Annotated in this window: 16 protein-coding genes and 3 pseudogenes; 6 read left to right on the forward strand and 13 right to left on the reverse strand. The window is 48.9% G+C overall.

Features of this window, described 5'->3' with window-relative positions; genetic code table 11:
* Window positions 1-27: 27 nt before the first annotated feature.
* The 3 genes from MCB1EB_RS07025 to MCB1EB_RS07030 all read right to left on the reverse strand — a co-directional run bounded on the left by MCB1EB_RS07025 (window position 28) and on the right by MCB1EB_RS07030 (window position 2693).
* Complete coding sequence (locus MCB1EB_RS07025) at window positions 28-1452, reverse strand: 2-hydroxycarboxylate transporter family protein (RefSeq protein ID WP_126353937.1); 1425 nt, start codon at window positions 1450-1452, stop codon at window positions 28-30.
* A gap of 119 nt (window positions 1453-1571) precedes the next feature.
* On the reverse strand, window positions 1572-1748 hold the full coding sequence (locus MCB1EB_RS12045; RefSeq protein WP_161566199.1) for a hypothetical protein: 177 nt from the start codon (window positions 1746-1748) through the stop codon (window positions 1572-1574).
* A 222-nt stretch (window positions 1749-1970) separates the two neighbouring features.
* Window positions 1971-2693 (reverse strand): hypothetical protein, encoded by a 723-nt coding sequence (locus MCB1EB_RS07030; protein ID WP_045361800.1) that lies wholly within the window; start codon window positions 2691-2693, stop codon window positions 1971-1973.
* Window positions 2694-3021: 328 nt separating this feature from the next.
* Between MCB1EB_RS07030 and MCB1EB_RS07035 the strand changes: the two genes are divergently transcribed.
* Together MCB1EB_RS07035 and MCB1EB_RS07040 are read left to right on the forward strand one after the other, a co-directional pair.
* Window positions 3022-3516, forward strand: a complete 495-nt coding sequence (locus tag MCB1EB_RS07035) for a helix-turn-helix domain-containing protein (RefSeq protein ID WP_126353938.1) — start codon at window positions 3022-3024, stop codon at window positions 3514-3516.
* A gap of 77 nt (window positions 3517-3593) precedes the next feature.
* Complete coding sequence (locus MCB1EB_RS07040) at window positions 3594-4253, forward strand: MBL fold metallo-hydrolase (RefSeq protein WP_045361793.1); 660 nt, start codon at window positions 3594-3596, stop codon at window positions 4251-4253.
* Window positions 4254-4725: 472 nt separating this feature from the next.
* Here MCB1EB_RS07040 and MCB1EB_RS07045 read toward each other — a convergent pair.
* The 9 genes and pseudogenes from MCB1EB_RS07045 to MCB1EB_RS12765 form a co-directional block, all read right to left on the reverse strand.
* Window positions 4726-5196 (reverse strand): annotated as a pseudogene (locus MCB1EB_RS07045) (IS110 family RNA-guided transposase); the annotation flags it as partial.
* Between the two features lie 82 nt (window positions 5197-5278).
* The gene (ltrA, locus tag MCB1EB_RS07050; RefSeq protein WP_126353939.1) at window positions 5279-6592 is read right to left on the reverse strand and encodes a group II intron reverse transcriptase/maturase; all 1314 of its coding nucleotides are present in this window, start codon (window positions 6590-6592) and stop codon (window positions 5279-5281) included.
* 750 nt (window positions 6593-7342) lie between these two features.
* Window positions 7343-8362 (reverse strand): IS110 family RNA-guided transposase, encoded by a 1020-nt coding sequence (locus MCB1EB_RS07055; RefSeq protein ID WP_126353940.1) that lies wholly within the window; start codon window positions 8360-8362, stop codon window positions 7343-7345.
* A gap of 288 nt (window positions 8363-8650) precedes the next feature.
* Window positions 8651-12436 (reverse strand): WD40 domain-containing protein, encoded by a 3786-nt coding sequence (locus MCB1EB_RS07060; protein ID WP_126353941.1) that lies wholly within the window; start codon window positions 12434-12436, stop codon window positions 8651-8653.
* A 577-nt stretch (window positions 12437-13013) separates the two neighbouring features.
* Window positions 13014-15197: an NACHT domain-containing protein gene (locus tag MCB1EB_RS07065; RefSeq protein ID WP_045361789.1), complete on the reverse strand. Its 2184-nt coding sequence runs from the start codon at window positions 15195-15197 to the stop codon at window positions 13014-13016.
* Between the two features lie 95 nt (window positions 15198-15292).
* Complete coding sequence (locus MCB1EB_RS07070; RefSeq protein WP_126353942.1) at window positions 15293-15502, reverse strand: hypothetical protein; 210 nt, start codon at window positions 15500-15502, stop codon at window positions 15293-15295.
* Window positions 15503-16569: 1067 nt separating this feature from the next.
* Window positions 16570-17493, reverse strand: coding sequence for a muramoyltetrapeptide carboxypeptidase (gene ldcA, locus MCB1EB_RS07075; RefSeq protein ID WP_045361786.1), 924 nt, complete (start codon window positions 17491-17493; stop codon window positions 16570-16572).
* Window positions 17490-17987 (reverse strand): tRNA adenosine(34) deaminase TadA, encoded by a 498-nt coding sequence (gene tadA, locus MCB1EB_RS07080; protein WP_052393571.1) that lies wholly within the window; start codon window positions 17985-17987, stop codon window positions 17490-17492. Before tadA ends, ldcA begins: the two co-directional genes overlap by 4 nt.
* Window positions 17988-18553: 566 nt before the next feature.
* Window positions 18554-18677, reverse strand: a pseudogene (locus MCB1EB_RS12765) (IS5/IS1182 family transposase); the annotation flags it as partial.
* Between MCB1EB_RS12765 and MCB1EB_RS07085 the strand changes: the two are divergent.
* From MCB1EB_RS07085 to tnpB, 3 genes and pseudogenes are all read left to right on the forward strand, one after another.
* A pseudogene (locus tag MCB1EB_RS07085) lies at window positions 18663-18925 on the forward strand (integrase core domain-containing protein); the annotation flags it as partial. The pseudogenes MCB1EB_RS12765 and MCB1EB_RS07085 sit on opposite strands and share 15 nt — an antisense overlap.
* 161 nt (window positions 18926-19086) lie before the next feature.
* Window positions 19087-19416, forward strand: coding sequence for an IS66 family insertion sequence element accessory protein TnpA (tnpA, locus tag MCB1EB_RS07090; protein ID WP_045361781.1), 330 nt, complete (start codon window positions 19087-19089; stop codon window positions 19414-19416).
* Window positions 19410-19796, forward strand: coding sequence for an IS66 family insertion sequence element accessory protein TnpB (tnpB, locus tag MCB1EB_RS07095; protein ID WP_126353943.1), 387 nt, complete (start codon window positions 19410-19412; stop codon window positions 19794-19796). The genes tnpA and tnpB overlap by 7 nt, the downstream gene beginning before the upstream one ends.
* Here tnpB and MCB1EB_RS07100 read toward each other — a convergent pair.
* Window positions 19777-21003, reverse strand: coding sequence for an IS256 family transposase (locus MCB1EB_RS07100; protein ID WP_034956854.1), 1227 nt, complete (start codon window positions 21001-21003; stop codon window positions 19777-19779). The genes tnpB and MCB1EB_RS07100 overlap by 20 nt on opposite strands.
* Window positions 21004-21155: 152 nt before the next feature.
* On the opposite strand from MCB1EB_RS07100, the gene tnpC reads away from it, so the two are divergent.
* Window positions 21156-22694, forward strand: a complete 1539-nt coding sequence (tnpC, locus tag MCB1EB_RS07105; RefSeq protein ID WP_045366642.1) for an IS66 family transposase — start codon at window positions 21156-21158, stop codon at window positions 22692-22694.
* The last annotated feature ends 2745 nt before the right edge of the window (window positions 22695-25439 follow it).

Here is a 25439-nt window from a genome sequence, read left to right on the forward strand (position 1 = left end):
ATTCCTTCACTTTTGTGCTGTTATCGTTTACTGTATTTGGGCAAGCAAAATAAGCGCTAATAGCACGGTCAAAGCCCCGCCAATACGCGTTGCCAATTGAGCAAACGGCATTAAGCTCATGCGATCAGCCGCAGTCAGGATTGCCATATCACCGATCCCGCCCATACCGCTATGACAGGCATTGATCACCGCACTCTCAACCGGATGCAAGCCAACCCAGCGTCCAACCACAAAACCCACCGTCGTTAACGTCAATACAGTCGCCATAATCGTAATGCAATTAGCTAGCGTAAGCGCTGCTAGCAATCCGTTCCACGGCGTCAGAGTCAACCCGATGCCAAACAATAATGGATAAGCTACCGCGCGGCAGAAAAAACGATGCATCATCTGCGCACCATATTCCAATTTAGGCGACACCGTGCGCGTCAATTTAACGAATACAGCTAAACCCAACATCACAATCGTCGCGGGCCATGCCGTGCATTGATGCGCAACCAGTCCAATCATATAGAAACCCAATGCCACCATGCCCGCTTCTGCTAACGGCTCAACCGAAATAAGCGGCAGCTTGCTTTTGCGAGTTGAAGCACCTGACAGTAATCTAGAGCCTTCTCCGCGATAGCGCAGATAACGCGCACCAAACTGACGATATAAAGCCGCACAGATAATCGCCATCAAATTGCCCAGCACCACTGGCGGCACAACTTGCGCAAAAAGCTGAGGTTGCGGTACCTGTAAAATCGCCGCATAGCCTAATGTTAATGGAATCGCCCCTTCACCAAGGCCACCCGCCATAATCGGAATCACTAAATAGAAAAACGTATCATATGCACTTAAACCGAACGCCAAGCCAGTCAAAGTACCCACTAATGCTGCGGCAATCGAGCCTGCCGCCAGTGGCATAAAAATCTTAGCGCACCCTTGAATCAACACCCGCCTCTCCATACTGAGCAAGCTCCCCACAATAACGGCGGCAGTAAACAAGCAAAGAATATTCGATGCATGCCAAAATTCATTAATTGAGCGCACTAAATCGGCAGGTATCCACTCGTAATGCGCTAGGCATGAAGGGAGTAAGAGCGTCACTAACACTGGCCCCCCAATGCAGCGCAAACCGGGTAGGCGCGCGCCCAATTCGGCGCATGTAAATCCCAGCACGGCCAGAGTGGCGAACATCACTGGAATTTCACCCGGTAGCATACCCCAATTTAGGAAAGCGCCTAAGCAAGCAAAAATAGCGCAATATAGAGGCAATGGCACGATTCCAATACGAAACTGTAAAAGCTGTAGCCATGAGGCTGACCAAGAGTGGGGCCGGAGCGTATAAAGGTCGCTTTTAGAGACCGGCAAGCCTTTATATAAAACCAGCTTTGTCTGACAGCGAAATAATTTAAAACGCATTAAATACGCGCGACAAATATGCGACCAATGCATTTTGGATTGAAATTCCATAAACGCTCCCTTTTACGCCAATCATTACAGTTGAAGGATATGTAGGCTCTTCTCTTTTTGATAGCGACAGGTCATCTTGCGAGGTTTCTTATCGGTTATTCCGAGTATCAGATCTGGTTTTATGGAAAAGTTAAGCCAAGATGAATCGTAGCTGGCTCACGAGCTTGCAAGATCGAATAAGCAAGCCCTTTGCTCTTCACCTTGCGCTCGACGTCCAAATCATAATGGCCTGGAAAAGGCGCATTTATTGACGTCGAAAACGAACGCCGAAGTCGGAGAAGCGTTTTAGACGCCATAACAATGCCTTATATCCATTTGGTGCGCAAACGAGCAGCGCAGACACGTGTGATTGAATTCAATTATCAGTAGCCAAAACCATACAACGGCGTAAAAATAATAGACCCAGCACGCAAAATACACCACATATAGCCCCGCCGCTCTCATCCAAAAGCGATTGAATTGCCGCTCAAAATCATCCATTTCACTCAGCAATATCTCTGCATAACGTTCCCTACCCATTACTTTCTCACTTTAACATTCAAGGCGGCGCATAATGTAGTCAACGTGAACTGTGGAAATTCACCATGGAGCGCAATATACCGCTCACGATTGTCTTCGCGCTCTTGGCAAATTTTTTGCCATATGCGATAAATCTCCTGGAGCTGTTGCAGCGGTAGGTGGACCGCTTTAGCCGGAGGCGTTACTGCTAACACCTTGCGTAATCGGCTAACCTGGGCGCGCGTCACTTGCGGAAAAGCACTGCGCAGTATCGTCAGGCTTGCTTGCGCTCGCACAAAGTACTGTAACGCAGCTTCTTCCCATTCCATTGATTCAATATGCTCACACCGAAAATTTAACGTATGCGCGCGGATTAATACGCACACTGAATTCATTGCGAGTAGTCGACTGATCAATTTTTCAATATCCGGCTTGCGCAAAATATACAATGCCGTGCTCGAAAGCCCATCAAATTTGACATGCGCTCGGATAGAAGTGATTAATTCAAGCAACGCAAGCCGACGCAGAGTATTTGAATGCAGTTCAATCAAGCGCTCGCCTAAGCGGTAATCTGGCGCTAAGCACTCGCTCGGATTTGACTGTTGCGTCTGAGCAGATTGAGTCGCCACAGCGACGGGTGAATCACTTGAGGGCGGCTCGCTAGGAGGATTTTGAGCATTTGAGCACAAGGCGAGCCTCGCTTTAATCTCTTCCGCTCTAAATTTACGGGTAACTTGGCTCATAGGAACTCCTGCGCGCAAAAAACCTCCCGCGTGACAACAATTGGAGCATCGAATAGATGATAAGGCAAGAAGCTATATAAGCTCCCGTGCCCGTTCCTGGTCAAAACCAGTGAGCTAATCGTCAACATCAGCGCTTCCTGTGATTCGCTATAAATGGTTTAACACACTGATTTCCCTCCCTCATGCGCCCTCTTGGGAAATCTGACTTTTCCCTTTCTCACTTTATTTTCAGTGGTTTAGGGTAGAAAAATGGTTAAAGGATTCGCTCTAAAACCATCTTATGCATCAATATATGCCAGTTATTTTTGCTTAACAAGAAAAATTTGCAGTGACGCTACTTTTTCTGGCGGGTACATTGTATGACATGGATATACATGCACGAATCAAACAAAAACGCTTAGAAAAAAAGTTTTCGCTAGAAGAGCTTGCCCAAAAAGTAGGAGTTAAAAGTTGGCAGGCTGTTCAGCATTGGGAGCGGCCCGAAAATAAAGGGGGCACAGCGCCTCATAGGAATCGGCTACCTTTGGTTGCTAAAGCGTTAGGCGTATCGCCAGAGTGGCTACAATTTGGGGACGAAGCGACTTCTGCTCGAAAACGCGGTAGAAAAGGCAAGCCCATGTCAACGCTTGAGCAAAAACTAATAAACCACCATGAAAATCTTTCAATTGCTGTGCGCCAATTGATTCAAAAATTGATCGATGCGGATACAGTAAGCACCTTACCCAATAACGTAGTAGCCGCGCTTGATAGCGTTTTAGGGGTTTATTTGGAACTGCGTCAAGCATTCCAGCATCAAAAACCACAAAAAACCAGCGCGCCCTAGCCAACTTCCGCAAAAAATCGCCTGGCATACTTTATTATGCCCGTCTAGAATAAGACCACAGTATCGATCTAATCGCCATGAAAACTAGAATCATTCCGGTTACGCCTTTTAAGCAAAACTGCACTTTACTGATTTGTGAAGCCAGTCAGCGCGCTGCTGTGGTAGATCCGGGCGGAGACTTAGAGCAGATCGAGGAACATATCGAGAAGGCGGGTGTGACGTTAGAGAAAGTCTTTCTCACCCACGGCCACCTTGATCATTGCGGCGGTGCGCAGGAACTGGCGCACAAATATCATGTGCCAATTGAAGGGCCTCATAAGGAGGAACGCTTTTGGCTAGATTTATTGCCCGAGCAAAGTATCCGTTTTGGTTTTCCGCCAGCGAGTGTATTTATGCCGGATCGCTGGCTAGAAAACGGAGATTGTGTGCATTTTGGAGAAGAAACGCTAGAAGTCTATCATTGTCCAGGCCACACTCCAGGGCATATTATTTTTTTTAGCCGAGCACAGCGCCTAGCTATGGTGGGCGACGTATTATTCGCCCACGCTATCGGCCGCACCGATTTTCCACGCGGCAATCGGGCCCAGTTGATCCATTCCATCCAAAGCCAACTATGGCCTCTGGGCGATGATGTAACCTTCATTCCAGGACATGGCCGCACCTCTACTTTTGGGCAAGAGCGAAAAACTAATCCTTATGTTGCAGATGACGTGATTTCATCAGCTAGCGTCAATTAGGATAAATTTATAAGTACGCCTGCGTCCCTTAAGCTTAGATTGACAAGGGCGGATACAATACCCATGCCAGAAATTGCGGCTGACAGATTGAAGTATAGAAACGGTATAACCAATATAATGAAATACGCTAAAGCGCGCTGATAGACGCTGCCTCAATCAAGAAGCAAGCTGGTGCCGGGGACCGGCGCCTAAATCCCTTTATTTTATAAGCTTACCCACGTTACTTGGCAGGAAATATTCGGGATGAGCAAGGACGAGAGGGTAATGCACACATTCAGTATTTATAATGCTTTACCTATGTATTTAAATTTGGATGCCCACAAAAATACCTACACTAACAGTTTAACATTCGTGGTTACTACGCAACAAAAAATACCGGGAATTTCTTAATCTGTCCCATTTGGATTCGAATCCCTAAAACCCATTCACACAGAACTTAAAGTAGTGTCAACCTTTTCTTATTGCTTGTAAGCGGTAAGCGCTCAACCGGCAAACTCACACCAAATTCGAGCAGAAAACCATGAATCTGATTGATCGTGCTAGTTCTATCCTTAATCAACGCTTCGCGTACTCGGTGCAGAGCAGATAACGTGAGCTGCGACTCTGTCTTTGGCGTCACGAATCTCATTGAAGGCCTTGAGGCCGCTTCACAAATCGCTTCGGCATCTGCAAAGTCATTCTTGTTGCTCTTGACGAATGGGCGCACAAATTGCGGAGAAATGAGTTTAACCTGATGACCAAATTCCTTCAGCTTGCGAGCCATATGGTGGGCTCCAGCGCACGCTTCCATGACCACTGTGCTTGAATGAAAATTGCTAAAAAACTCAAGCAATTGCTTACGGGTGAGCTTCTTGCAAAGTACCATCCGTTTAGCCTTGTCTTGTCCATGAACGTGAAATAACTTTTTACCCAGATCAATACCTACCAGCTTCACTTTATCCATGATGGCTAGGTGAGTAGCTCACAAGAATCGCACCTGCAAGCCCTCTCAGAACCACACGTGAGCCTCTCAACTCATGCGGCTCCTATTGCCCACCATTTTGCGTCAGTGTCCAGTGAGCAAACAAGCGTGGCTGCTGATGCTGTATTTTGACTATCAGTTCCCGTGCCCGTGTTACTTTGGATTTTAAACGCTTATATTTTCTGCGAACCCACCGTACTAGATATTGATCCAACGAATCAAACACCGCATACAATGCCGAACGGTAGAAGCGACCGTAGTAATTCAGCCACCCCTTCAGCACAGGATTGATCTCCTGAGCCAAATCCGTCAAACCTACAGTGTGTCGACAATGCAATCGCCATCGGCGTACAATCTGGCGAATGGTTTTGGCTGCCGCCGGGCTAATTCCGGGTAGAAAGCTCACAAACACTTTACCGATCCGAGATCTTGCGAGCCGTGGTCGGAAGCAGAAGCCCAAGAAGTTAAACTGATAAACGCTAAAGTGCTCTCTACGATTATCATCCCTACAATAGACAACTTGCGTCTTCTGTGGATGCAAAACCAGAGAACACTGCGCCATTCGCTGCTCCAAGGCTGTCTTGAGTACCTGTGCCTCTACTAGAGTACGGCAATGACACACCGCATCATCCGCATACCGCTCAAACGGCACGTTCGGGTGGTTGCGATGCATCCATTCATCGAACACATAATGCAGGAACAGATTAGCCGCCAACGGACTGATGACCCCACCTTGCGGCACGCCAGAGTTCCGCGGCTGCATCGTGCCATCTGCCAACCTGACCGGTGCCTGAAGCCACCGCTCAATGTACAGAAGCGTCATCCTGCATTTCGTGTGACGTCTCATCGCCTTCATCAATAAGGTGTGATCAATGGAATCGAAGAAGCCTTTGATGTCGAGATCAAGTACCCAGGAATATCGCCAGCAACGCTCACGCGCCTTAGCAACCGCCTGATGTGCTGATCGACCAGGCCGATAGCCATAAGAGTCGGGGTGGAAATGGGGTTCCAATTGCGGCTCAAGACGCTGTTTAATCGCCATTTGAGCCACTCGATCGCTAACTGTAGGTATACCCAGCGGTCGCACACCTCCCCCTGCCTTTGGGATTTCCACTCGTAGAACGGGTGGGGGTTGATAACTACCCGAGGCCAGCCGATTCCAGAGCTTGTAGAGATTGTCAGCCAATCTCAATTCAAATTCCGCAATCGTCTGTCGATCAACTCCTGCAGCACCTCGGTTGGCCTTGACCTTCTTGTAGGCCTCCCACACTTCGCGCTTAGAAATATCAAATGGTTTTGCAGGTCGAGACAGATCCTCCCATTGCCGGTTGTCTGCCTCTTCCTGCCGGGCAATGCCGCCCCTTTGGTCCAACCCCATTACAGGGCCTTCTTCCCTACTACGGGCGACGCCGCCCCTGTGCCGCGCATCGGTACTCTGGCTCTTGCAGGGTCCTCCTGCTTGAACTCCTCCCTTAGCATCACGGCGACAGGTTCTTACGTTCCTTATTGAAGCCTGTACTAGCGTCACGCCACCTTCATGCCGGACACCAGACAGCCCGTCAACAGGCTCCGTCTGTCCTCGTCCCGGGTCATCCATACCCCCCGGTTTTGGTGTCATCATGGGGTTTCGACACGTCATCAGTGGTTCACTTACGTTCGTCTCATTAGTACTCATTTGACAGATTTCTTCTCTGCCTTTTCCTCAACGCTCACCACGCAGATTCTTTATCTACGCAGCTTGAGGTAATTTGAAGCCCGCTCCTGTAAGCTGCCTTCGAGGGGCCTACCCTCATCTTCAATAAAGCATTGCTCACGCTACCACTGCGCTCGCATTCGTAACACACTATGAACGCCTCCCGTTTGAGCAAACTTTTCTTAAGTTCAGACAGATAGGTTAGGCTGCAGCTCTATATTCGACCTCTTGCAGCCGATACTAAAGCTGCGGGCCCCGATGAAATTCGCTGACTCACACCTCATTCTTCGAGCGAACTTAAAGCTCTGGCCATCATGCAGGTTTAGTGAGTCCCGGTCCAACCTGTTTTGTCATCCCATTTGAAATGCCTGCGCAACCTTTGGAGGTGTCACTCTTTAAAAAATAAAGATAAACTTTCTACACCGTGCGGCCTGCTTATGCAGGCTTAACGCTAACGTAGTCTGTTTGGTACAACCGGTTATGAGCCAATAGTGCCCAAATAGTTCGAGCCATCTTGTTGGCGAGCGCGACGACCACAACATTCAATGGACGCCGTTTGAGCATCTGCTCAACCCATAAGCTTGGCTGTTTCGCATGTGCGAGCACGCTACGCGCTCCGTGAATGAGCAAGGTACGCAAATACACATCACCACGCTTGCTGATGCCTTGCAACTTCACTTTGCCGCCTGAGCCGGTTTGCTTGGGAACCAGACCAATCCAGGCCGCAAACTCTCGACCTGACTTGAACACTTTCGTATCCCCTATCGTTGCAACGGCAGCACTCGCGGTGAGCACCCCAACCCCAGGTATCTCCATCAGGGCCTTGGCTGCTTTATCTTCTTTCATCCATTCACGCAACCGTCTCTCGATCTCAGCGATTTGTGCGTCCAGCTGCTTTAACCCATTCCACTGTTCTCGTAACGTGTCAAGCAACATGCTTGGCAGGCGATCGGCTATCCTTTCCAACACAATAGGCATCGCTTTATCCAGCGCGGCTCGCCCTTTTCCTATCACTTCACCGTATTCAGTCAATAAACCGTGCAAACTGTTTATTTGCATCGTGCGAAACTTCACCAACTGCTGACGCATTCGATGTAACGCCAGCACCGCTTGTTGCGCTTCTGTCTTGACGGCAATTGCCTTACCTGGCTGCTGCACGGCTAGCCAGATGGCTCGTGCATCCGCTGCATCATTCTTATTACGCACATTAAAAGCCTTCACAAACTTCGCTGGCATCAGCTTCACCTGGTGTCCCATTAGGATCAATTGCCGAGCCCAGTGTTGGGCTCCACCACATGCCTCCATGCCTATTAAACAGGACTCCCGATTGGCAAAGTGCTCAAGGAACTTCGCGCGTTTAATCGGCTTGTTCACTATTTCCCCTGTCTCTACGTCTATGTAGTGCACCTGCATCACATTTTTTGCAATATCAATTCCGACTGTTGTAAGCTTCATTTTGGACTCTCCTGTTTGCCTGTGAAGAAAATCTTCGTGATCTTCCATTTTAGGCACTCTGATGCCGTCGGCCTGGAGGGTCCTATTCCATTCGCCCTACAGACTGGTGGGAGGCGTTCATTACATTCTCCGTAAAATTCCCCACTAACTTAACAGTTTAGACTGTGGGGGGGACCCATCTCATTAATATCTGACAGGCTCACCCAACAGCAGCCGCACACTCTCTAAATCGATAAAATGCTTTCATCATCCCTTTTTTGATAACCAATTTTGCACCTTCCTCCCGCTTCATTCTAACAATTCTCTACTTGTTACCGCTCCCCTTTGCTTTAGCAGCTTCTCATTTACTTTACTTAGCCCTTCTATTCCTTCTAGGAACGCTCCACTCGCTGTCAAATATCCTGGCCCCTTACTCCAACACAGCCTCACCTTATACTCTTCTCCCTCTTTCTTCACCTCCCACCGGCGCACTGACTTATCAGCACTACCTGTCACCAGATAAGAACCCTTAGACGTCTCTTCCCAGGCTACGCTATTAACATCTCCGTTAAATCCTTGAATCACTCTTAGACATTCACCCGAGGTAACCTCCCACAGCCGCACCGTTTTGTCATTACCCCCCGACGCTAGCTGCTCTCCGCTCGGCGAATACACCACGCTTTTAACAGAGCTTGTATGACCTTCTAGAGTGCGAACCGACGCCCCGCTTTCTACTTCCCACAAGCGCACCGTCTTATCCGAACTGCCCGAGGCAACCAGCTTTCCGCTCGGCGAATACACTACGCTATTAACAGCGCCTGTATGGCCTTCTAAAATGCGAACTAGGGACCCGCTTTGCACATCCCATAGCCGCACCATATTATCTCTACTCCCCGACGACGCAAGCTGTGCTCCGCTCGGCGAATACACCACGCTTCTAACATTGTTTGTATGGCCCTCTAATGTATGAACCAGGGACCTGCTTTGCACATCCCACAGCCACACTGTATTATCCACGCCTCCCAACGCTAGCTGTGCTCCGCTCGGCGAATATGCCACGCTATCCACGAGGCTTGTATGGCCTTCTAAGGTGTGAACCAGTGCTCCGCTTTGCGAGTCCCACAACCGCACCGTACAATCCGAACTCCCCGACGCAAGCTGTGCTCCACTCGGCGAATACGCCACGCTACTAACACCTAATTTATGGCCTTCTAAGGTGTGAACTAGGGCTCCGCTTTCCGCTTCCCACAGTCGTACCGTCTTGTCCCAACCGCCCGATGCGATCTGCGCTCCGCTCGGCGAATACGCCACGCTAGTAACCCATAAAGTATGCCCTAGGGAGGGCATGGAAGCTCCGCTTTGCGAGTCCCACAACCGCACCGTACAATCCAAACTCCCCGACGCTAGCTGCGCTCCGCTCGGCGAATACGCCACGCTAGTAACATTGCTTATATGGCCTTCTAAGGTGTGAACCAGGACTCCGCTTTGCGGGTCCCACAGACGAACCACCCCCTCCTGACTACCTGACGCAAGCTGCGCTCCGTTCGGCGAATACGCCACGCTACTAACACCATATATATGACCTTCTAAGGTGTGAACCATGGACCCACTTTGCACATCCCACAGTCGCACCATATTACCAACTACCCCCAACGCAAGCTGCGCTCCGCTCAGCGAATACGCCACGCTACTAACACCATATATATGACCTTCTAAGGTGTGAACCAGAGCCCCGCTTTGCACATCCCACAGTCGCACCGTATAATCCATACTTCCCGATGCTAGCTGTGTTCCATTCGGCGAATACGCCACGCTACTAACATCATATATATGACCTTCTAAGGTGTGAATTAGGGCTCCGCTTTCCGCTTCCCACAACCGCACTGTATTATCCTTACTCCCCGACGCAAGCTGCGCTCCGCTCGGCGAATACGCCACGCTAGTAACGATCTCTGTATGGCCTTCTAAGGTGTGAACCAAGGCTCCGCTTTGCGGGTCCCACAGACGAACCATACGATCCCACCCCCCCGATGCTAGTTGCTCTCCGCTCAGCGAATACGCCACGCTAGTAACAGTGGTAGTCTGCCCTTCTAAAGTGTAGATTTTTTCCCAATTCGAAGTCCAATACACGCTGACCTTTCCGTTACCAAGACCTACCGCGTAGTTTTTCCCATCCGGTGAATACGCGCACGATGTTACCGAGCTCTCTTCTTGCAAATACGGCCATTCGCCAAATTTCACCCCAGTCATCTGCGCTTTGCTTAAATTCGCTCCACGCAGCCATGCCTGACGACAATTCACCTCGCTTAAATCTGCTCCTTGCAATTGCGCTGAATCAAATACTCCACAACTCAAATCTGCTCCAGGTATCCGAATGCCCTTTAAGTCTGCCTCATTAAACTGCACGCCCGCTCTGACTAGCACCGTTATTGCATTCGCCGCTCCTCTCTCAAACTGAGCTCCTTCTTTTCCTTTAGATTGTTCAACCAGCATTAAAAGATGCTCTTTCAATTCTCTCTTTTGTTGCATGCGCTCAGCTAAAAACTGCAATACCGCTGGATCTTTCACAATATTTAATGTATTGAGCCACGAAGAACGCTCAATCTTGTCATGAGCGCCGAGCTCTTCCCATAGCACCCGCGCTACGAAATAATCCTGAATTGACTTATGGATAAACTCATATTGTTCGTCTCGGCAGATCAGCGGCGCATTAAAGCGTAATAATTTTGTTTCTGCATCACGATTATTTAAGAACTTTTCACACCAATCCTGTGTAGAATTTCTCTTCCACGATGGCTGTGCCAGATACGTTACATGCGGCAACCCAGTTTGATACAAGGCTACTGCGAAATCTTTGCTAAACTCTGCTCCATATTTAGTGAAATCTTTATTCAGATGATCAAATGCTTCTTGTTCTTTATCTGTCAAGCGGATACCGCTCAAGCGATCTTGTGAACGTTCAAACCACCCCTCTACAAATTGGTCATATAACGCAAGTCGGGTTATACGCTGGCTGCTATCCTTGTATTTCTCAGCCAAAGCTGGCAATTCGCTCAAGGACAACTTGAGTAAAAATGGATTGCGTATCAGCTCTTTGACTTCAGATCGCCCTAGAATTTCTCCATACCCTGAAACACTCTTTCCCAATTCTGGGTATGTGCTCTTATATTTGTTTACATATTCTTCAATCGATAAATCAGAGAATGGGGCGAATTGATAAGTTTGAAGCAGATATGCCTGACCTTTTGGGTGAAACTGGCGTTCATATCGGTCGCCCAAATATTCTGGCCTACTAGTAACAATTACTTTGGCGTGCCATTCATCCAGTTCATTCTCAACATAGAAAAGACGGGTTCTGTCTTTAATTTCGTCATAGCCATCTAGAATAAAAATAAAGCGATAATTCGCTTTTAAATCAGCTATTTGCTCTTCTGTAAATTTTTCCTCTTTTAGATACTCCGAAATAAGATTGCTATTCGGCTCCTTCAGGCTCGATAGCGGAATAAATAATGGAATGGGTGTCTGACCAGATTTATTGGCTTCTTTGTCATATGCTTCCCATAAGCTTCGCGCCAAATACCGGTTAAACGTTGATTTACCAGAACCCGCTACGCCCAACAAAAGCAGTACTTTCTTTTCTTTTGAAGCTAAGAAATCTCTTACCCTCTCTTCCAAGCTAAAACGCTCTTTTATATTCGCAATTGAAGTGCATTCCGGCGCAACATACATTGCCAACGCATCTTTGATTTCTCTGTCTTTTTGCAGGCTTTCTAAATATTTTTTCTGCAACCCCTCAATACCTAGACTAGCGAGCGGTGCATTATTCGGTTGCATCGCCATACTTTGCAGTGGTCTCAGGATTTCTCGTAATAATTGAGCATCTGAGCCCGTTGAGTGGTAATGCACTGTAATTTCGTTATGCGAACCAACAGCTGGGATATTAATCAAGCCATAGTTAATTTGCATGACAGATCCCGCGGCCTCATAAGACCTATCTGTTGAATGGGTCCGTACCGCGCTCGAAAAAGCCGAAGAGATTTGAGAAAAATACGAAGATAAAGAAGGTTGAGTTTGGTTTAGGCCAGTCGGCAACATGTTAGTTATTCTCCTCTATAGAGTTCACATTTATCTACCTGTGAGCATCTCACTCACTAATGTCTAAAATTTCATTTCCGCTGGATAAAGCTCATCTGCCACACGTTACGACATCATAGGCAATATCGGAAACTCTGAAAGCGATTCCGCTATTTTTACTTCTATCTAGATTCTAGATTTGACTGAAGGCCCTCCAAGGACTTACTTGCTAAGATTACAGAAACTATCGCCTTCAACGCTAACGCCTGCCGGCAATGGCGCGAGCAGGCGCTCAGGCTGAGGACATTTTTATCAGCAGTTGCAGCATGCTCACAAAGAATTGCAATTTACAACTTTACACATACGTAAAGATGCAAATATATACCCCTATAACGCCAGTAGCTTCCTGCTATAGCGGGAACCAGCGATCCGGCCAATATTTCTATTAGTAATTGAAACTCTACCAGCGAGCCTTAAAATACCTCATACAAGGAAATTAGAACTCTGTAGCCAGATCGCGTCACTCATTACACTCTGCGCGCTTACGCGCTTCCATTGCTAAAGCTTCCTACTCTTGCATGACATACACTTATCAAATTTACGCTAACTCTGCCTCTCTCTGTTTTAACAATCTTTGATTCATTTCGCTTAACCCTACTACCCCTTCCATTAACGCCCCTCTTACCGTCAAAAAATTTTGCCCCGTACCCCAGCTCAAATGCGCCTTATATTCCCCTTCCTCTTTTTTTAACTCCCATTGCCGTACTGATTTATCAGTACTGCCTATCCCTAAATAGTCAACACCGAAGGTCTCTTTCCAGGCATGGCTTCTCACTGGACCACTATCCTGAATGAGAATTTGACAATCACCCGTTTGGGCATCCCACAGCCTTACCGTACTGTCTAAACTCCCCGACGCTATCTGCGCGCCGCTCAGCGAATACACTACGCTCAAAACACCATCAGTATGGCCTTCTAAAGTGAGGCCCGCGGTTCCACTTGCCGCATCCCACACTCGGATCGTATTGTCATAACTCCCCGACGCTAGCTGCGCGCCGCTCGGCGAATACACTACGCTCAAAACACTAGCACTATGGCCTGCTAAGGTATAGATTTTTTCCCAATTCGAAGTCGTATACACGCTAATCTCACCGCTTGCGAGTCCTGCAGCGTAACTCTTACCATCCGGTGAATACGCGCACGACAACACCTCGCTCCTTTCCTGGAGATAAGGCAATTCCCCAAACTTTACTCCGGACATCTGCGCGCCTCTTAAATTCGCCTCACGCAACCAAATTCTGCGAAGATTCGCATTTCTTAAATCCGCCCCTTCAAACTGCGCTGAATCGAACATCCCAAAACTTAGATCCGCTCCCGATATTTGGACGCCCTTTAAATCCGTTCCTTTAAACGACACCCCTGCTCTCACCAATACCGTGATTGCATTCGACGCACCTACACCAAAATCCCCATCTTCTTTTGAGCACTCAATCACACTTAACAGCGCTGCTTTAAACTCCGACTCTTGCCGCACCCGCTCTGATAAAAATTGCAATACCGCTGCATCTTTCACCAGCGGGAGCTGATTTAATAGCTGCCCCCTCTCTATTCCTTTCTCGGTTCCACCCCACAACGCTCTTGCCACAAAATAATCCCGTATCGACTTATGGATAAATCGATATTGGTCTCCTTGCCTCGATAACGGCGCATTAAACCGTAAGAGACGCGTCTTTTCGTCACCATTGCTTAAAAAAGCACCCCATTCTTGCCCTTCGCTTGCTTTCTCTGTCAAATATGTCGCTACCAGCACCTGTTTTTCATATAACGCAAGCGCAAATTCTTGGCTGAAATGAATGCCGTGCTTAATAAAGTCTTCTTCCGCTAAGCGGTTAAAGGTTTTTTGCTCTTCTTCAGTTAACTGAATTCCTTGTAATCGACTCTGCGAGCGGGCAAACCAGTTCTTCGCAAACTGCTCATAAAGCGCGCCTCGAGTATACGAATTTCGATTAGAAGAGCCTTCTTTTGAGTCCAACGAAGGCAGCACGTCTAGCACTATCTTTAGTAAAAATGGATTGCCTATCAGCGCTTGTAAGTCTGGATGCGATAAAGCACTTTGATACTGAGCCGCATTCCAGTTAGAGACTTGAGCATGTTTGACGTGGCTTTCTACATAGCCTCTAATTGCAGCCTTAGAAAATGGAGCTAGCTCACATTCTTCAAATACTTTCACTTGACCGGACGGATAAAACTTGCTTTGATAACTTGGCCCTAAATATTCGGGGCGGCTACTGATTACTACTTTAGCGTCCCACTTATCGAGCTTGTTATCCGTATAAAATGCCCGTTGACGGTGCTTAATCTCATCATAGCCATCCAGAATAAAGATAAACCGACGCTTTTGACGTAACTGTTGGATCTGCTCTATTGAAAAGCCTTCCTCAGTAAAATATTCAGTCAGGAGATTTTTGTTTGGATCTTCTAGCGTCGTCAGCGGGATAAAGACTGGAATACGCTCATCCTCTTTCCTATCCTCCAGCTCATAGCTCTCCCATAAATCGCGGGCTAAATAGCGATTAAACGTCGATTTTCCTGAACCGGCCTCACCTAACAGTAAAAAGACTTTTTTATCCGACTCTAAAAATGCTTTGAGCGTACCATTTAAATCAAAACGTTCGCCCGATTCGCCACTGTTCACGACTTTACCTTCGGGAGCCACATACAGATTCAGCGCATCTTTTACCGTTGCGTCATTTTGCAAACCCGATAAATAATTCTTTCGCATTGTTTCAATGTTCTCACCCAAATTAGCTAAGGGGGCCGTGTTAGGTTGCAAGGCAAAGTTTTGATGACGTATTAGAGTTTCTAAAAGCTTGAGGTCTAAACCTGTTCCATGGTAATGAACTTCACTTGGTGATTCGAACCACTCACTGGGATATTCACTAAGCCTGTACTAATTTGTGTAGCAGATTGCATCTCTGCATCATAGGCCACCTGGGTTGAATTCGTTCGTGCCGGCGTATTTAACAAATTGGGGAAATGGGACGCTAAGAAAGACAGAGTGCTTTTGTTTGAATTAATCGGAAACATGCTGGTGATCCCTCTTTGATCGTTAGTCATCCCCGCGTTTTAAGAGGACTTAAAAGTAGAAGTTAGGCCGCAGGAGCCAGTTTTTGTTTTTACTCGGATTTAAGCAAATTCTAGCATTGAAAATTCACTATTTTCGTTCCGCAAAAAAGAGGGCAGTCAAGCCCATTAAAGGCCTAAATCGCCTGTTTACGGGATAATTGCGGAACCGATTTTAGCCTAACTCTTTGATTTTTATATATTTAGCGAGAGCCTTTTAATCCGTGGAGGCCAGATTAAAGCCTTTGGTCGACGTAACCAGCTTACCTTTGTGATACTGAACATACCGCCAAATCATCTTTTCGTCAGGATAACCCCAAAGCTAGCGACACAAGACCCATTTTTTTCAACATGTGCGTTGTCGCTTGAGTGATAGAGATGAGAGTAAATGAATTGAACCGGCCGTGGGCGACTCTGGAAGTAGCATAGTACGCGCCAATTTAAGAAATCGGTAACAAGCCCAATAGGACCATCGATTCGGGACAATCCAGACGGTGCAGATTGAACCGGAATGGATTACAGAGCAGCAGGGTTAAGCATGGTGGAAACGGTATTCACCGGTTGACTATCCCGCCTATTTCCCGCCAAATATCACAGATAAGCTTATAGAATAAAGAGTACTTGGTGCCGGGGACCGGACTCGAACCGGCAAGCCCGAAGGCGGCGGATTTTCTTCACACTACGTCTTTAAACGCCAGCATAGTTGCTGTTTGTGCGCTGGACTATGCCTTCGCCCTAACGCTTACGCGCAGTAGGCGCCCTCCGTCTAGTCTCTACACCTTTCTTTTGCGTCTATCAATAAATCGGCGCAAAAGACTTGGCTCGGCATTGCCTCGGCGCATGCGCCAGGGGGTTCACCGAATTTGAAGGGTTCTACACTGACCGTTTCCAGTCAGGCACTCAAATTTTTAAGTCCGCTATGTTTACCAAATTTCATCACCCCGGCAGGAGTGAAACGCGGATTCTACCACTGCTGTAGCCGTTACGTTCTAGTCGCAGAAAAAAATTTCTTACTTGACATGCCAAATTTTTTATAAATGTGGATAGTCACTCACCGTCAACGTAAAGCCTTGCGCCTGCGCAACCAACTGCGCAGGCGCGCCCACCGGCAAGGTCACCACATCAGCGCAATGCCCGAACGGCAAACCGGTCACAATTGGAATGCCAATCACGGCCTGCATCTGCTCAACCATCGCCATAAAATCGTAGCCGTTATCATGCGGCGCCAGCCGAATTCCGCTAAAATCACCGAGCACCAGTGCCCGCTGGCGGGCCAGCACGCCAGCAAAATGTAACTGGTACACCATCCGTTCCAGGCGAAACGGATGCTCGTTAACATCTTCAATAAACAGTATGCCACCCTCGATTTGCGGCAGATACGGCGTGCCAATTAAGGATACAAGCACCGCCAAATTTCCGCCCCAAAGCGTGCCGCTGACTGCGACCGACTGCGCCTGACGCACATTACTGGTTACCTGGATTTGCGCAGATTCCAGGGTTTGCCAAAAATGATGCAAAGTAAACTCAGACATCGTTTCAGCGCCAAAGTGGCTGCATAAAGTCGGCCCACCAAATGTGATTAAGCCGGAACGAGCCAACAGCGCCATTTGAATTGCCGTAAAGTCACTATGACCCACAAATGCCGTTGACGTGCCGACAAAGCGGCGCCGTAGCCCGGCGTAATCTAGCTTAGGTAAAATCCGCGTGGCCCCATAGCCGCCGCGCACCGCCAGCACAATATCTGGGCGCACCTGCGTCGGATCAATCAATCGATTTAGATCAGCCGCGCGCTCCTCATCGGTGCCGGCAAACCGCTGAAAACGTCGCTGTGCAGCTTCCGCATGCTCAACAACGCAACCATATGCGCGCAAACGCTCAAGCCCACGGCGCACAGTGCTCGTCTCTAGCGGATAATTGGATGGCGCGACTAAACTTACTTTAAAATTTTTGTTCATTGCTTTAACCGGCGCGCAGCACGTAATGCGCACCTTCGATCCGCAAAAAAACCGATCAATAATTGCGCACATTCTGCAGCCAGCACACCGCCGCTGATTTTGGTCTGATGATTTAACTGCGTATTAGCAAATACATCTAACACGCTACCCCCTACCCCAGTTTTAGGATCGTATGCGCCAAACACCACACGCGCAATCCGCGCATGGATGATCGCCCCGGCACACATCAAGCAAGGTTCGAGCGTTACATATAACTCACATTCGGGTAAACGGTAATTGCCAAGCGCCTGCGCTGCAGCGCGCAGTGCATTCATTTCAGCATGCGCAGATGGATCATGTTGGCCGATCGGCTGATTAAACCCCGTTGCAATCACTTGTTTATCATACACAACCACGGCCCCTACCGGCACTTCACCGCTTCCCTGCGCTTCACGCGCAGCGGCAAGAGCCAGCGCCATAAAATGCGCATCCTGTTCAGTGTAAGGCACCATCATATTTACAACCGCAGATTGCTACCGCAAAACATATTGCCTCTTCAATGTTAAGAGTAATTTTTCTAGCCTAAATCGGAGATCGTTCGTAGCGACTTGCAGGCTATAGGGTAAGCCATCGTTTCCTGCAAGCTTGGTTCTTGCCCTCTCAATTAACAACGGCAGAGGAAACACCAGTAGTGGCATGAGTTTGGATTGGTGCCTGGCGATCAATACCATGAAAAATACCATCTAGCCTACCTTTCCGTACTGTCAAAAGTAGTGATGATACCAGCCAAAGAGGTGCTGCTCTAATTGCCCTCTCCAGCTATTGTCACGCACAACCCGACTGCCTAAGCTGGGGCGTGGCAGCAAGCGGTAAGCATCAACAGCATCTAGATCATTTGGTCTGCATGCCGATAAGAACGGCCATAATCACTTTAATCATAAGGAATCTCTGCATAATCCTCAAATCAATGCAGTAAAAGCATTAAATTGAGTGATGTTCTAAAAAATAAGAACTGAGAGGAATATTTTAAGGTCAGTATGGCTCTGAGCCTCTGTATAAAAGCTCAGAGGACGGATTTATTCTAAGCAGACTGCATTTTCTTCTTCGCCATCCACAGATTACTCAAGGCAAATAATGTGATGATCTGTGCGTATTCTTCCCCAGTCCTTTAAGCGTACTTTGGTGTATCCAAACTGGCGCGACAATTCAAAATGCAACCCTCTATGAGTCGCACAGGCAATGGCTATATAATGCCCTAATGGAAAGCTTCTGGGGCTCGCTTAAAAATGAGCTTGTCCATCACCGACGATACTTAATTCGTGAGCACGCTCACAACGACATTAGCGAATATATAGAGCTCTTTTATAACCGACAGCGTAGACATTCTAGGATTGGATATCTGCCTCGCGCTATCTTTGCACAAAAATTTTATCAACAATTCTACATTGCATGACTTTATCTATGGCGCCCACGATTGACGATCTAGCTCAGAAAGGGACTTTTATAAAATCGTAAGTTGTTGATTTATAATGATTTTATGGGTAAGCATCCATCCCACCCACCTTGAGCCAGGCATTATCCTGTAGCAATCTCCCTAAATTTGAGGGGAGATAAATGAAAGAAGAGACAAGATTACAAAAGCGAAAAGATTGGGCAAGCCATGTGGGGAATTGGAAAGCAAGCGGTCAAAGCCAAGCGGCCTACTGCTCGGCCCAGGGACTGAAACTGAATACATTCAAAGATTGGGTGGTCAAGATACGTAAGGACGGAGGTTTGCCCGCTAAGCCAAAGCAAGGTTTGAGCTGGGTGCCAGTCAAAGTACAGGTGGAAGAAACTTCGTCAAATTTAATTTTGCGGGCAGTCAACAGATGGCAGCTGGAATTGCCGGCGAAGGTTTGTCCGCATTGGCTAGGTCAGTTGTTGCGAGAGCTGGGAGGATGCTGAAACTGTGCCAGGTATGGCTAGCGGTAGAGCCAGTAGATATGCGCCTAGGGATAGACGGGTTATCGCAACGAGTCCAACAGGGGCTAGGCAAAAAGCCATGTGACGGGACGGCGTATGCGTTTCATAATCGTCGGGGTACACGCTTAAAGCTATTGATATGGGATGGGACCGGAGTATGGTTATGTCAGAGGCGCTTGCACCGAGGCCACTTTATATGGCCGCGTGTAGGAGAAGCGACGTATACGGTAACGCAAGCGCAGTGGGAATGGTTAACGAAAGGGATAGATTGGCAACGTTTATCCGCGCCGGAGCCTGTCATTATTTTTGTGTGCGAGGAAGCCTCACCAAGAAATTACAGTCTCATGCTAAAGAAACAGTAAATCGGTCGCCAAATAAGATGGCAAATTGAATTTTAGCTGCTCGCCATATAATCGGAGGCATTTTCCACTCCTTAGAGATATTGCGCAAGGCTAAATAAATTAATTTAATAGCGGCTTGGTCGTTAGGGAAATGGCCTCGATTTTTAATCACCTTACGCACGCGCATATGCAGACTTTCAATGGCATTCGTTGTATAGATGATTTTACGAACCTCCAGGGGGTAGGCAAAAAACGGAATAACTTCTTGCCAATGACGTTGCCAAATTGAAGCAATGGGCGGATATTTGAGGCCCCATGGGCCATTGGCAAAGGCTTCAAGCGCTTGAGCCGCTTCCTCTTCGGTCGTGGCTCGATAAATCGTTTTCAATTCTGCCGCCACCGCTTTGCGGTCTTTCCAGCTCACAAACTCTAAGCTATTCCGTATTAAATGGACAATACAGGTCTGAATTTGCGTTTGCGGGAAAGCGGCTGTGATCGCTTCTGGAAACCCCTTGAGCCCATCTATTACAGCAATCAAGATATCCGTCACGCCCCGATTTTTGAGTTCTGTCATCACCCTAAGCCAGAATTTTGCCCCTTCAGTCTGCTCTACCCAGATGCCTAAAATTTCTTTCAGGCCATCGGGTCTTACACCTAGCGCCAGGTAAACCGCTTTATTCTTTACGCTGCCTTCATCCCGTATCTTCACTCGCAGTGCATCAAAAAATACCAACGGATACACGGACTCCAACGGACGATTCTGCCATTCAGTCACCTCATCCATTACGCTTGAGGTCACCTTTGAGATTAGGTCTGGCGAGACTTCTAGACCATAAAGTTCCGTCAGATGCCCTTGGATCTCTCTTACCGGTAAACCCCTTGCGTACAGGGAAATCACCTTATCATCGAACCCAGGTAAGCGTCTTTGGTGCTTCGCTATCAATTGTGGATCAAAATTCCCCTCCCGATCTCGAGGTATATTCAACTCTATCTTGTCCTGAGACGCTAATACTGTCTTCTTGCTACTCCCATTCTTATAGTTACTTTTTATTTCTCCCGCATTCCGCTCTTGAGCAAGATGATGGTCTAATTCCGCTTGCAGCATTCTCTCTGCTAATGCTTTTTTTAGCTGACCAAATAACCCGGCCTCTGTAAATAGCGATTGCGGATTCGACGGATCTACTCCTTCTAAGATTTTATCTAATAGTCCTTCGTCTAACTTTGTCATAGGATTCCTTTTTTATTACTTCTATTATCAGATGAATTCCTCTTCACACAAAGTTTCTGACACGCTCCCGCGCCGGCGCCTGCCCATTGGCACGTGTAGTTCAGTCCATCAAAACTGCCCAACGAAGCGATAAAAACAGATAGAATCCTGGCATGAATCTGGATGCCGAGATTGCCCCGTTTAAGCTGAATGAACACGCCGAACAGTGGTTGGCTGCGCGGTGCGCGCACTGGCAAAATGAGACCGACAAGATACAGGCTGAGCTAAGGTTGGCTCAGCTCAAAATACAAGCGCTGACCCTTGAGCTGGCGCACCACAAAAGGCTGCGTTTCGGCCATAAAAGTGAAGCTTTGACCTCAGAACAGCGCTCACTATTTGAAGAGACCTGGGAAACCGATTTAGGGGAAATACAAGCACAGGTCACTGAGCATCTGTTACCTAGCTCCCGCACGCCACGGCAAAGCGCAGGCCGTCAGGCCCTACCAGAGCATCTGCCGCGTATCGAGCATCGGCATGAACCTGAGTCGTGCGACTGTGCGCAATGTGGCCAAGCCCTGGTCAAAATAAGCGAAGATGTGAGCGAACAGCTGGATGTGGAACCTGCGCGCTTCTTTGTCCATCGGCATATCCGCCCGCAATATGCCTGTCGCGCCTGCGAAACGATGAGTGCAGCGCCAGTGCCTGCTGCGATTATTGACGGTGGCCTGGCTTCACCGGGCTTACTCACCTGGATTACCGCCAGCAAATATCTGGACCATTTGCCTCTGTATCGGCTCGAAGCTATTGCAGAGCGGCAAGGCGTCCATTTAGCGCGCTCAAGTCTGGCGCAATGGATAGGACAGACTGGTGCTGCTTTACAGCCGCTGGCAGAGCGCCTGGCAGAATTATTGCGAGAACGCGCTGTTTTACATGCAGATGAAACCCCTGTGGCCCAACTTGATCCAGGCAAAGGTAAAACGAAACGTGCCTATCTGTGGGCTTACCGAAGCAATGATCTGGACACTGGGCCACCGATTGCGGTGTTTGATTATCAATTGAGTCGTTCAGGCAGTCATGCACAGACCTTCTTGCAAGGGTGGCAAGGGGATCTGGTTGTGGATGATTTTAAAGGGTATAAAGCCTTATTCAGCAAAGGCATCGCTGAAGTGGGGTGTATGGCGCATGCACGACGAAAATTCTTTGATCTCTATGCTGCCAATCAATCTCCCCTTGCCCAGCAGGCCCTGGAAATGATTGGCGAACTCTATGAAATTGAAAAACGGGCGCGAGCCAGTCCTGGTGAATGCGAAGCCTTACGGCGAAAAGAAACGATTCCAAAACTCCAGACCTACCATCAGTGGCTATTGGAGACTCGCGTCACGGTAGCGGATAACAGCGCGCTGGCGCGGGCGATCGACTACAGTTTAAGACGCTGGCAGGCGCTATCCCGCTTTGCCCATTCGGCCAACCTGCCCATAGACAATAACGCCATAGAGAATATCATCCGTCCCATTGCCGTGGGCCGCAAGAATTGGCTCTTTATAGGCTCTGAACGTGCGGGTCGGCGCGCCGCTGCGATTCAAAGTCTGTTTGCCACAGCCAAGCTCAATGGGCTTGATCCCGCTGCATGGCTCAAAGACACTTTGGAAAAATTACCTGCTTGGCCTCATCGGCGAATCGACGAATTGCTCCCTTTACCGCCTCCTTTATAACCTGTCAACAGTGGTCCGGCTGACCGCTTACTTTTATGGTGCGAGGGGCGGGACTCGAACCCGCATTAAACCTATATTCCATAAGGGTTTTCGGGCATAGGTTGGCGCAAAGCTGTCATTCTTAATTTATTGCGTAAACTTAAGGTAAGTTATCTGTCTGTAAATCACACAGTGATTCTGTAGCGCAAAATCCCTGAGTGATCTTGCGCTACGCCCTGTTAACACCCTACTTTTAATTCATCCTCTCTCACGCTAAATCCGACAAGACAACTCCATCATTGGCACCACGCTGCTTCAACAGCGCTCGATTCATCTCGCTTAACCCAACCACTCCTTCCAATAACGTATCCTTCACCATCAGCTTATTATCCGGTCGTGACATCCAACGCAGGTGCGTATGAACTCCATCCTCCTCTCCTATCAGCTCCCACTGACGAACCAACTTATCACCACTGCCTGTCAACAGATAAGAACTCTCCGGCGTCGCTTTCCAGGCTACGCTTAAGACCGCCTCAGTAAAATCTTGAATCACTCTTAGACACTCACCCGAAGCGACCTCCCACAGACGCACCGTATTGTCTAAACTCCCCGACGCGAGCTGCCTTCCGCTCGGCGAATACACCACGCTCATAACAGGGCCGGTGTGTCCTTCTAAAGTGTGCCCAGACGCGCCGCTGTGTGCGACCCACACACGCACCGTATTGTCACCACTCCCCGAAGCGAGCTGCGTTCCGCTCGGCGAATACACCACGCTAAAAACATAGTCGGTATGTCCTTCTAAGGTGTGCACAGCCGCTCCGTTTTCCGCGTCCCACAGACGCACCGTATTGTCATGACTCCCCGAAGCGAGCTGCGTTCCGCTCGGCGAATACACCACGCTAGTAATAGCGTCGGTATGTCCTTCTAAGGTGTGCACAGATACGCCGCTTTGTGTATCCCACAGACGCACCGTGTTGTCATAACTCTCCGCCGAAGCGATCTGCGTTCCGCTCGGCGAATAAACCACGCTACTAACGCCAATGGTATGGCCTTCTAAGGTGTGCACAGCCGCTCCGCTTTCCGCATCCCACACACGCACCGTACTGTCATGGCTCCCCGAAGCGATCTGCGTTCCGCTCGGCGAATACACCACGCTATTAACAATCGAGGTATGGCCTTCTAAGGTGTGCACAGCCGCGCCGCTGTGCGCATCCCACAGACGCACCGTCGTGTCATAACTCCCCGAGGCAAGCTGCGTTCCGCTCGGCGAATACACCACGCTACTAACAACCGAGGTATGGCCTTCTAATGTGTGCACAGCCGCTCCGCTGTGCGCATCCCACAGACGCACCGTATTGTCATCACTTCCCGAGGCAAGCTGCGTTCCGCTCGGCGAATACACCACGCTATTAATCCAGTGGGTATGTCCTTCTAAGGTGTGCACAGACGCGCCGCTTTCCGCGTCCCACAGACGCGCCGTTTGGTCATAACTCCCTGAGGCGAGCTGCGTTCCGCTCGGCGAATACACCACGCTAAAAACAGCATCGGTATGTCCTTCTAAGGTGTGCACAGCCGCGCCGCTTTCCGCGTCCCACAGACGCACCGTATGGTCATGACTCCCCGAGGCAAGCTGCCTTCCGCTCGGCGAATACACCACGCTAAAAACAGGGCCGGTGTGTCCTTCTAAAGTGTGCCCAGACGCGCCGCTGTGCGCGTCCCACAGACGCACCGTATTGTCACCACTCCCCGAGGCGAGCTGCCTTCCGCTCGGCGAATACACTACGCTCCAAACAGAGTCGGTATGTCCTTCTAAGGTGTGCACAGCCGCGCCGCTTTCCGCGTCCCACAGACGCACCGTATGGTCATGACTCCCCGAGGCAAGCTGCCTTCCGCTCGGCGAATACACCACGCTAGTAATAGCGGAGGCATGTCCTTCTAAGGTGTGCACAGTCGCGCCGCTTTCCGCGTCCCACAGACGCACCGTATTGTCATCACTCCCCGAGGCGAGCTGCGTTCCGCTCGGCGAATACACCACGCTACTAACACCGTCGGTATGGCCTTCTAAGGTATGACCAGGCACTCCGCTTTCCACGTCCCATAGACGCACCGTATTGCCCTCACTCCCCGAGGCGAGCTGCAAACCACTCGGCGAATACACCACGCTACTAACAGAGGAGGTATCTCCTTCTAAGGTGTAGGTTTTTTCCCAATTTGAGGTTGAATAGATGCTGATCGTGCCGTTAGCAAGCCCTACCGCACAGTTTTTCCCATCCGGGGAATACGCGCAGGAATTCACTCTGCTTTCCTCTCGGAGATAAGCCCATTCACCAAATCGCACCCCAGCCATCTGGGCTGCGCTTAAATCCGCATGGCGAAGCCAACTATTCCTAAAATTGACCTCGCTTAAATCTGACCCTTGCAACTGCGCTGAATCAAATACCCCAAAGCTCAGATCTGCACCGGATATCTGGATTCCCTTTAAATCCATGTCATTGAACTGCACCCCCGCTTTAACCAGGATCGTGATCGCATTCGCTGCAGCCATGCGCACGCTATTCTGGCTCGTGGACGCTTTGATCCACGCTAACAGCGGTTTCAGCAGCCCCCCATTGTGTTGAACTCGTTCGACCAAAAAGCGCTGGATCGCTAAATCCTCCACCACATTGAATCTATTCAATAGGGCCGCAGCATCCACTTGAACAGAAGGGCTGAGCGCTTCCCATAACACCCGCACCTTTCCTACCCAGTTTAACGGCGTAGAATGAT

Source organism: Mycoavidus cysteinexigens, assembly GCF_003966915.1.
In the GTDB taxonomy this organism is placed as follows: domain Bacteria; phylum Pseudomonadota; class Gammaproteobacteria; order Burkholderiales; family Burkholderiaceae; genus Mycoavidus; species Mycoavidus cysteinexigens.

Excerpts from the sequence above, each read along its gene's own strand:
- MCB1EB_RS07100 (WP_034956854.1), bottom strand. The coding sequence starts at position 21,003 with ATGACAAAGTTAGACGAAGGACTATTAGATAAAATCTTAGAAGGAGTA.
- MCB1EB_RS07070 (WP_126353942.1), bottom strand. The coding sequence starts at position 15,502 with ATGTTTCCGATTAATTCAAACAAAAGCACTCTGTCTTTCTTAGCGTCC.
- MCB1EB_RS07030 (WP_045361800.1), bottom strand. The coding sequence starts at position 2,693 with ATGAGCCAAGTTACCCGTAAATTTAGAGCGGAAGAGATTAAAGCGAGG.
- tnpC (WP_045366642.1), top strand. The coding sequence starts at position 21,156 with ATGAATCTGGATGCCGAGATTGCCCCGTTTAAGCTGAATGAACACGCC.
- ltrA (WP_126353939.1), bottom strand. The coding sequence starts at position 6,592 with ATGGGGTTGGACCAAAGGGGCGGCATTGCCCGGCAGGAAGAGGCAGAC.
- MCB1EB_RS12045 (WP_161566199.1), bottom strand. The coding sequence starts at position 1,748 with ATGGCGTCTAAAACGCTTCTCCGACTTCGGCGTTCGTTTTCGACGTCA.
- MCB1EB_RS07065 (WP_045361789.1), bottom strand. The coding sequence starts at position 15,197 with ATGCGAAAGAATTATTTATCGGGTTTGCAAAATGACGCAACGGTAAAA.
- tnpB (WP_126353943.1), top strand. The coding sequence starts at position 19,410 with ATGCTGAAACTGTGCCAGGTATGGCTAGCGGTAGAGCCAGTAGATATG.
- MCB1EB_RS07040 (WP_045361793.1), top strand. The coding sequence starts at position 3,594 with ATGAAAACTAGAATCATTCCGGTTACGCCTTTTAAGCAAAACTGCACT.
- ldcA (WP_045361786.1), bottom strand. The coding sequence starts at position 17,493 with ATGAACAAAAATTTTAAAGTAAGTTTAGTCGCGCCATCCAATTATCCG.
- tnpA (WP_045361781.1), top strand. The coding sequence starts at position 19,087 with ATGAAAGAAGAGACAAGATTACAAAAGCGAAAAGATTGGGCAAGCCAT.
- MCB1EB_RS07055 (WP_126353940.1), bottom strand. The coding sequence starts at position 8,362 with ATGAAGCTTACAACAGTCGGAATTGATATTGCAAAAAATGTGATGCAG.
- MCB1EB_RS07025 (WP_126353937.1), bottom strand. The coding sequence starts at position 1,452 with ATGGAATTTCAATCCAAAATGCATTGGTCGCATATTTGTCGCGCGTAT.
- MCB1EB_RS07060 (WP_126353941.1), bottom strand. The coding sequence starts at position 12,436 with ATGTTGCCGACTGGCCTAAACCAAACTCAACCTTCTTTATCTTCGTAT.
- tadA (WP_052393571.1), bottom strand. The coding sequence starts at position 17,987 with ATGATGGTGCCTTACACTGAACAGGATGCGCATTTTATGGCGCTGGCT.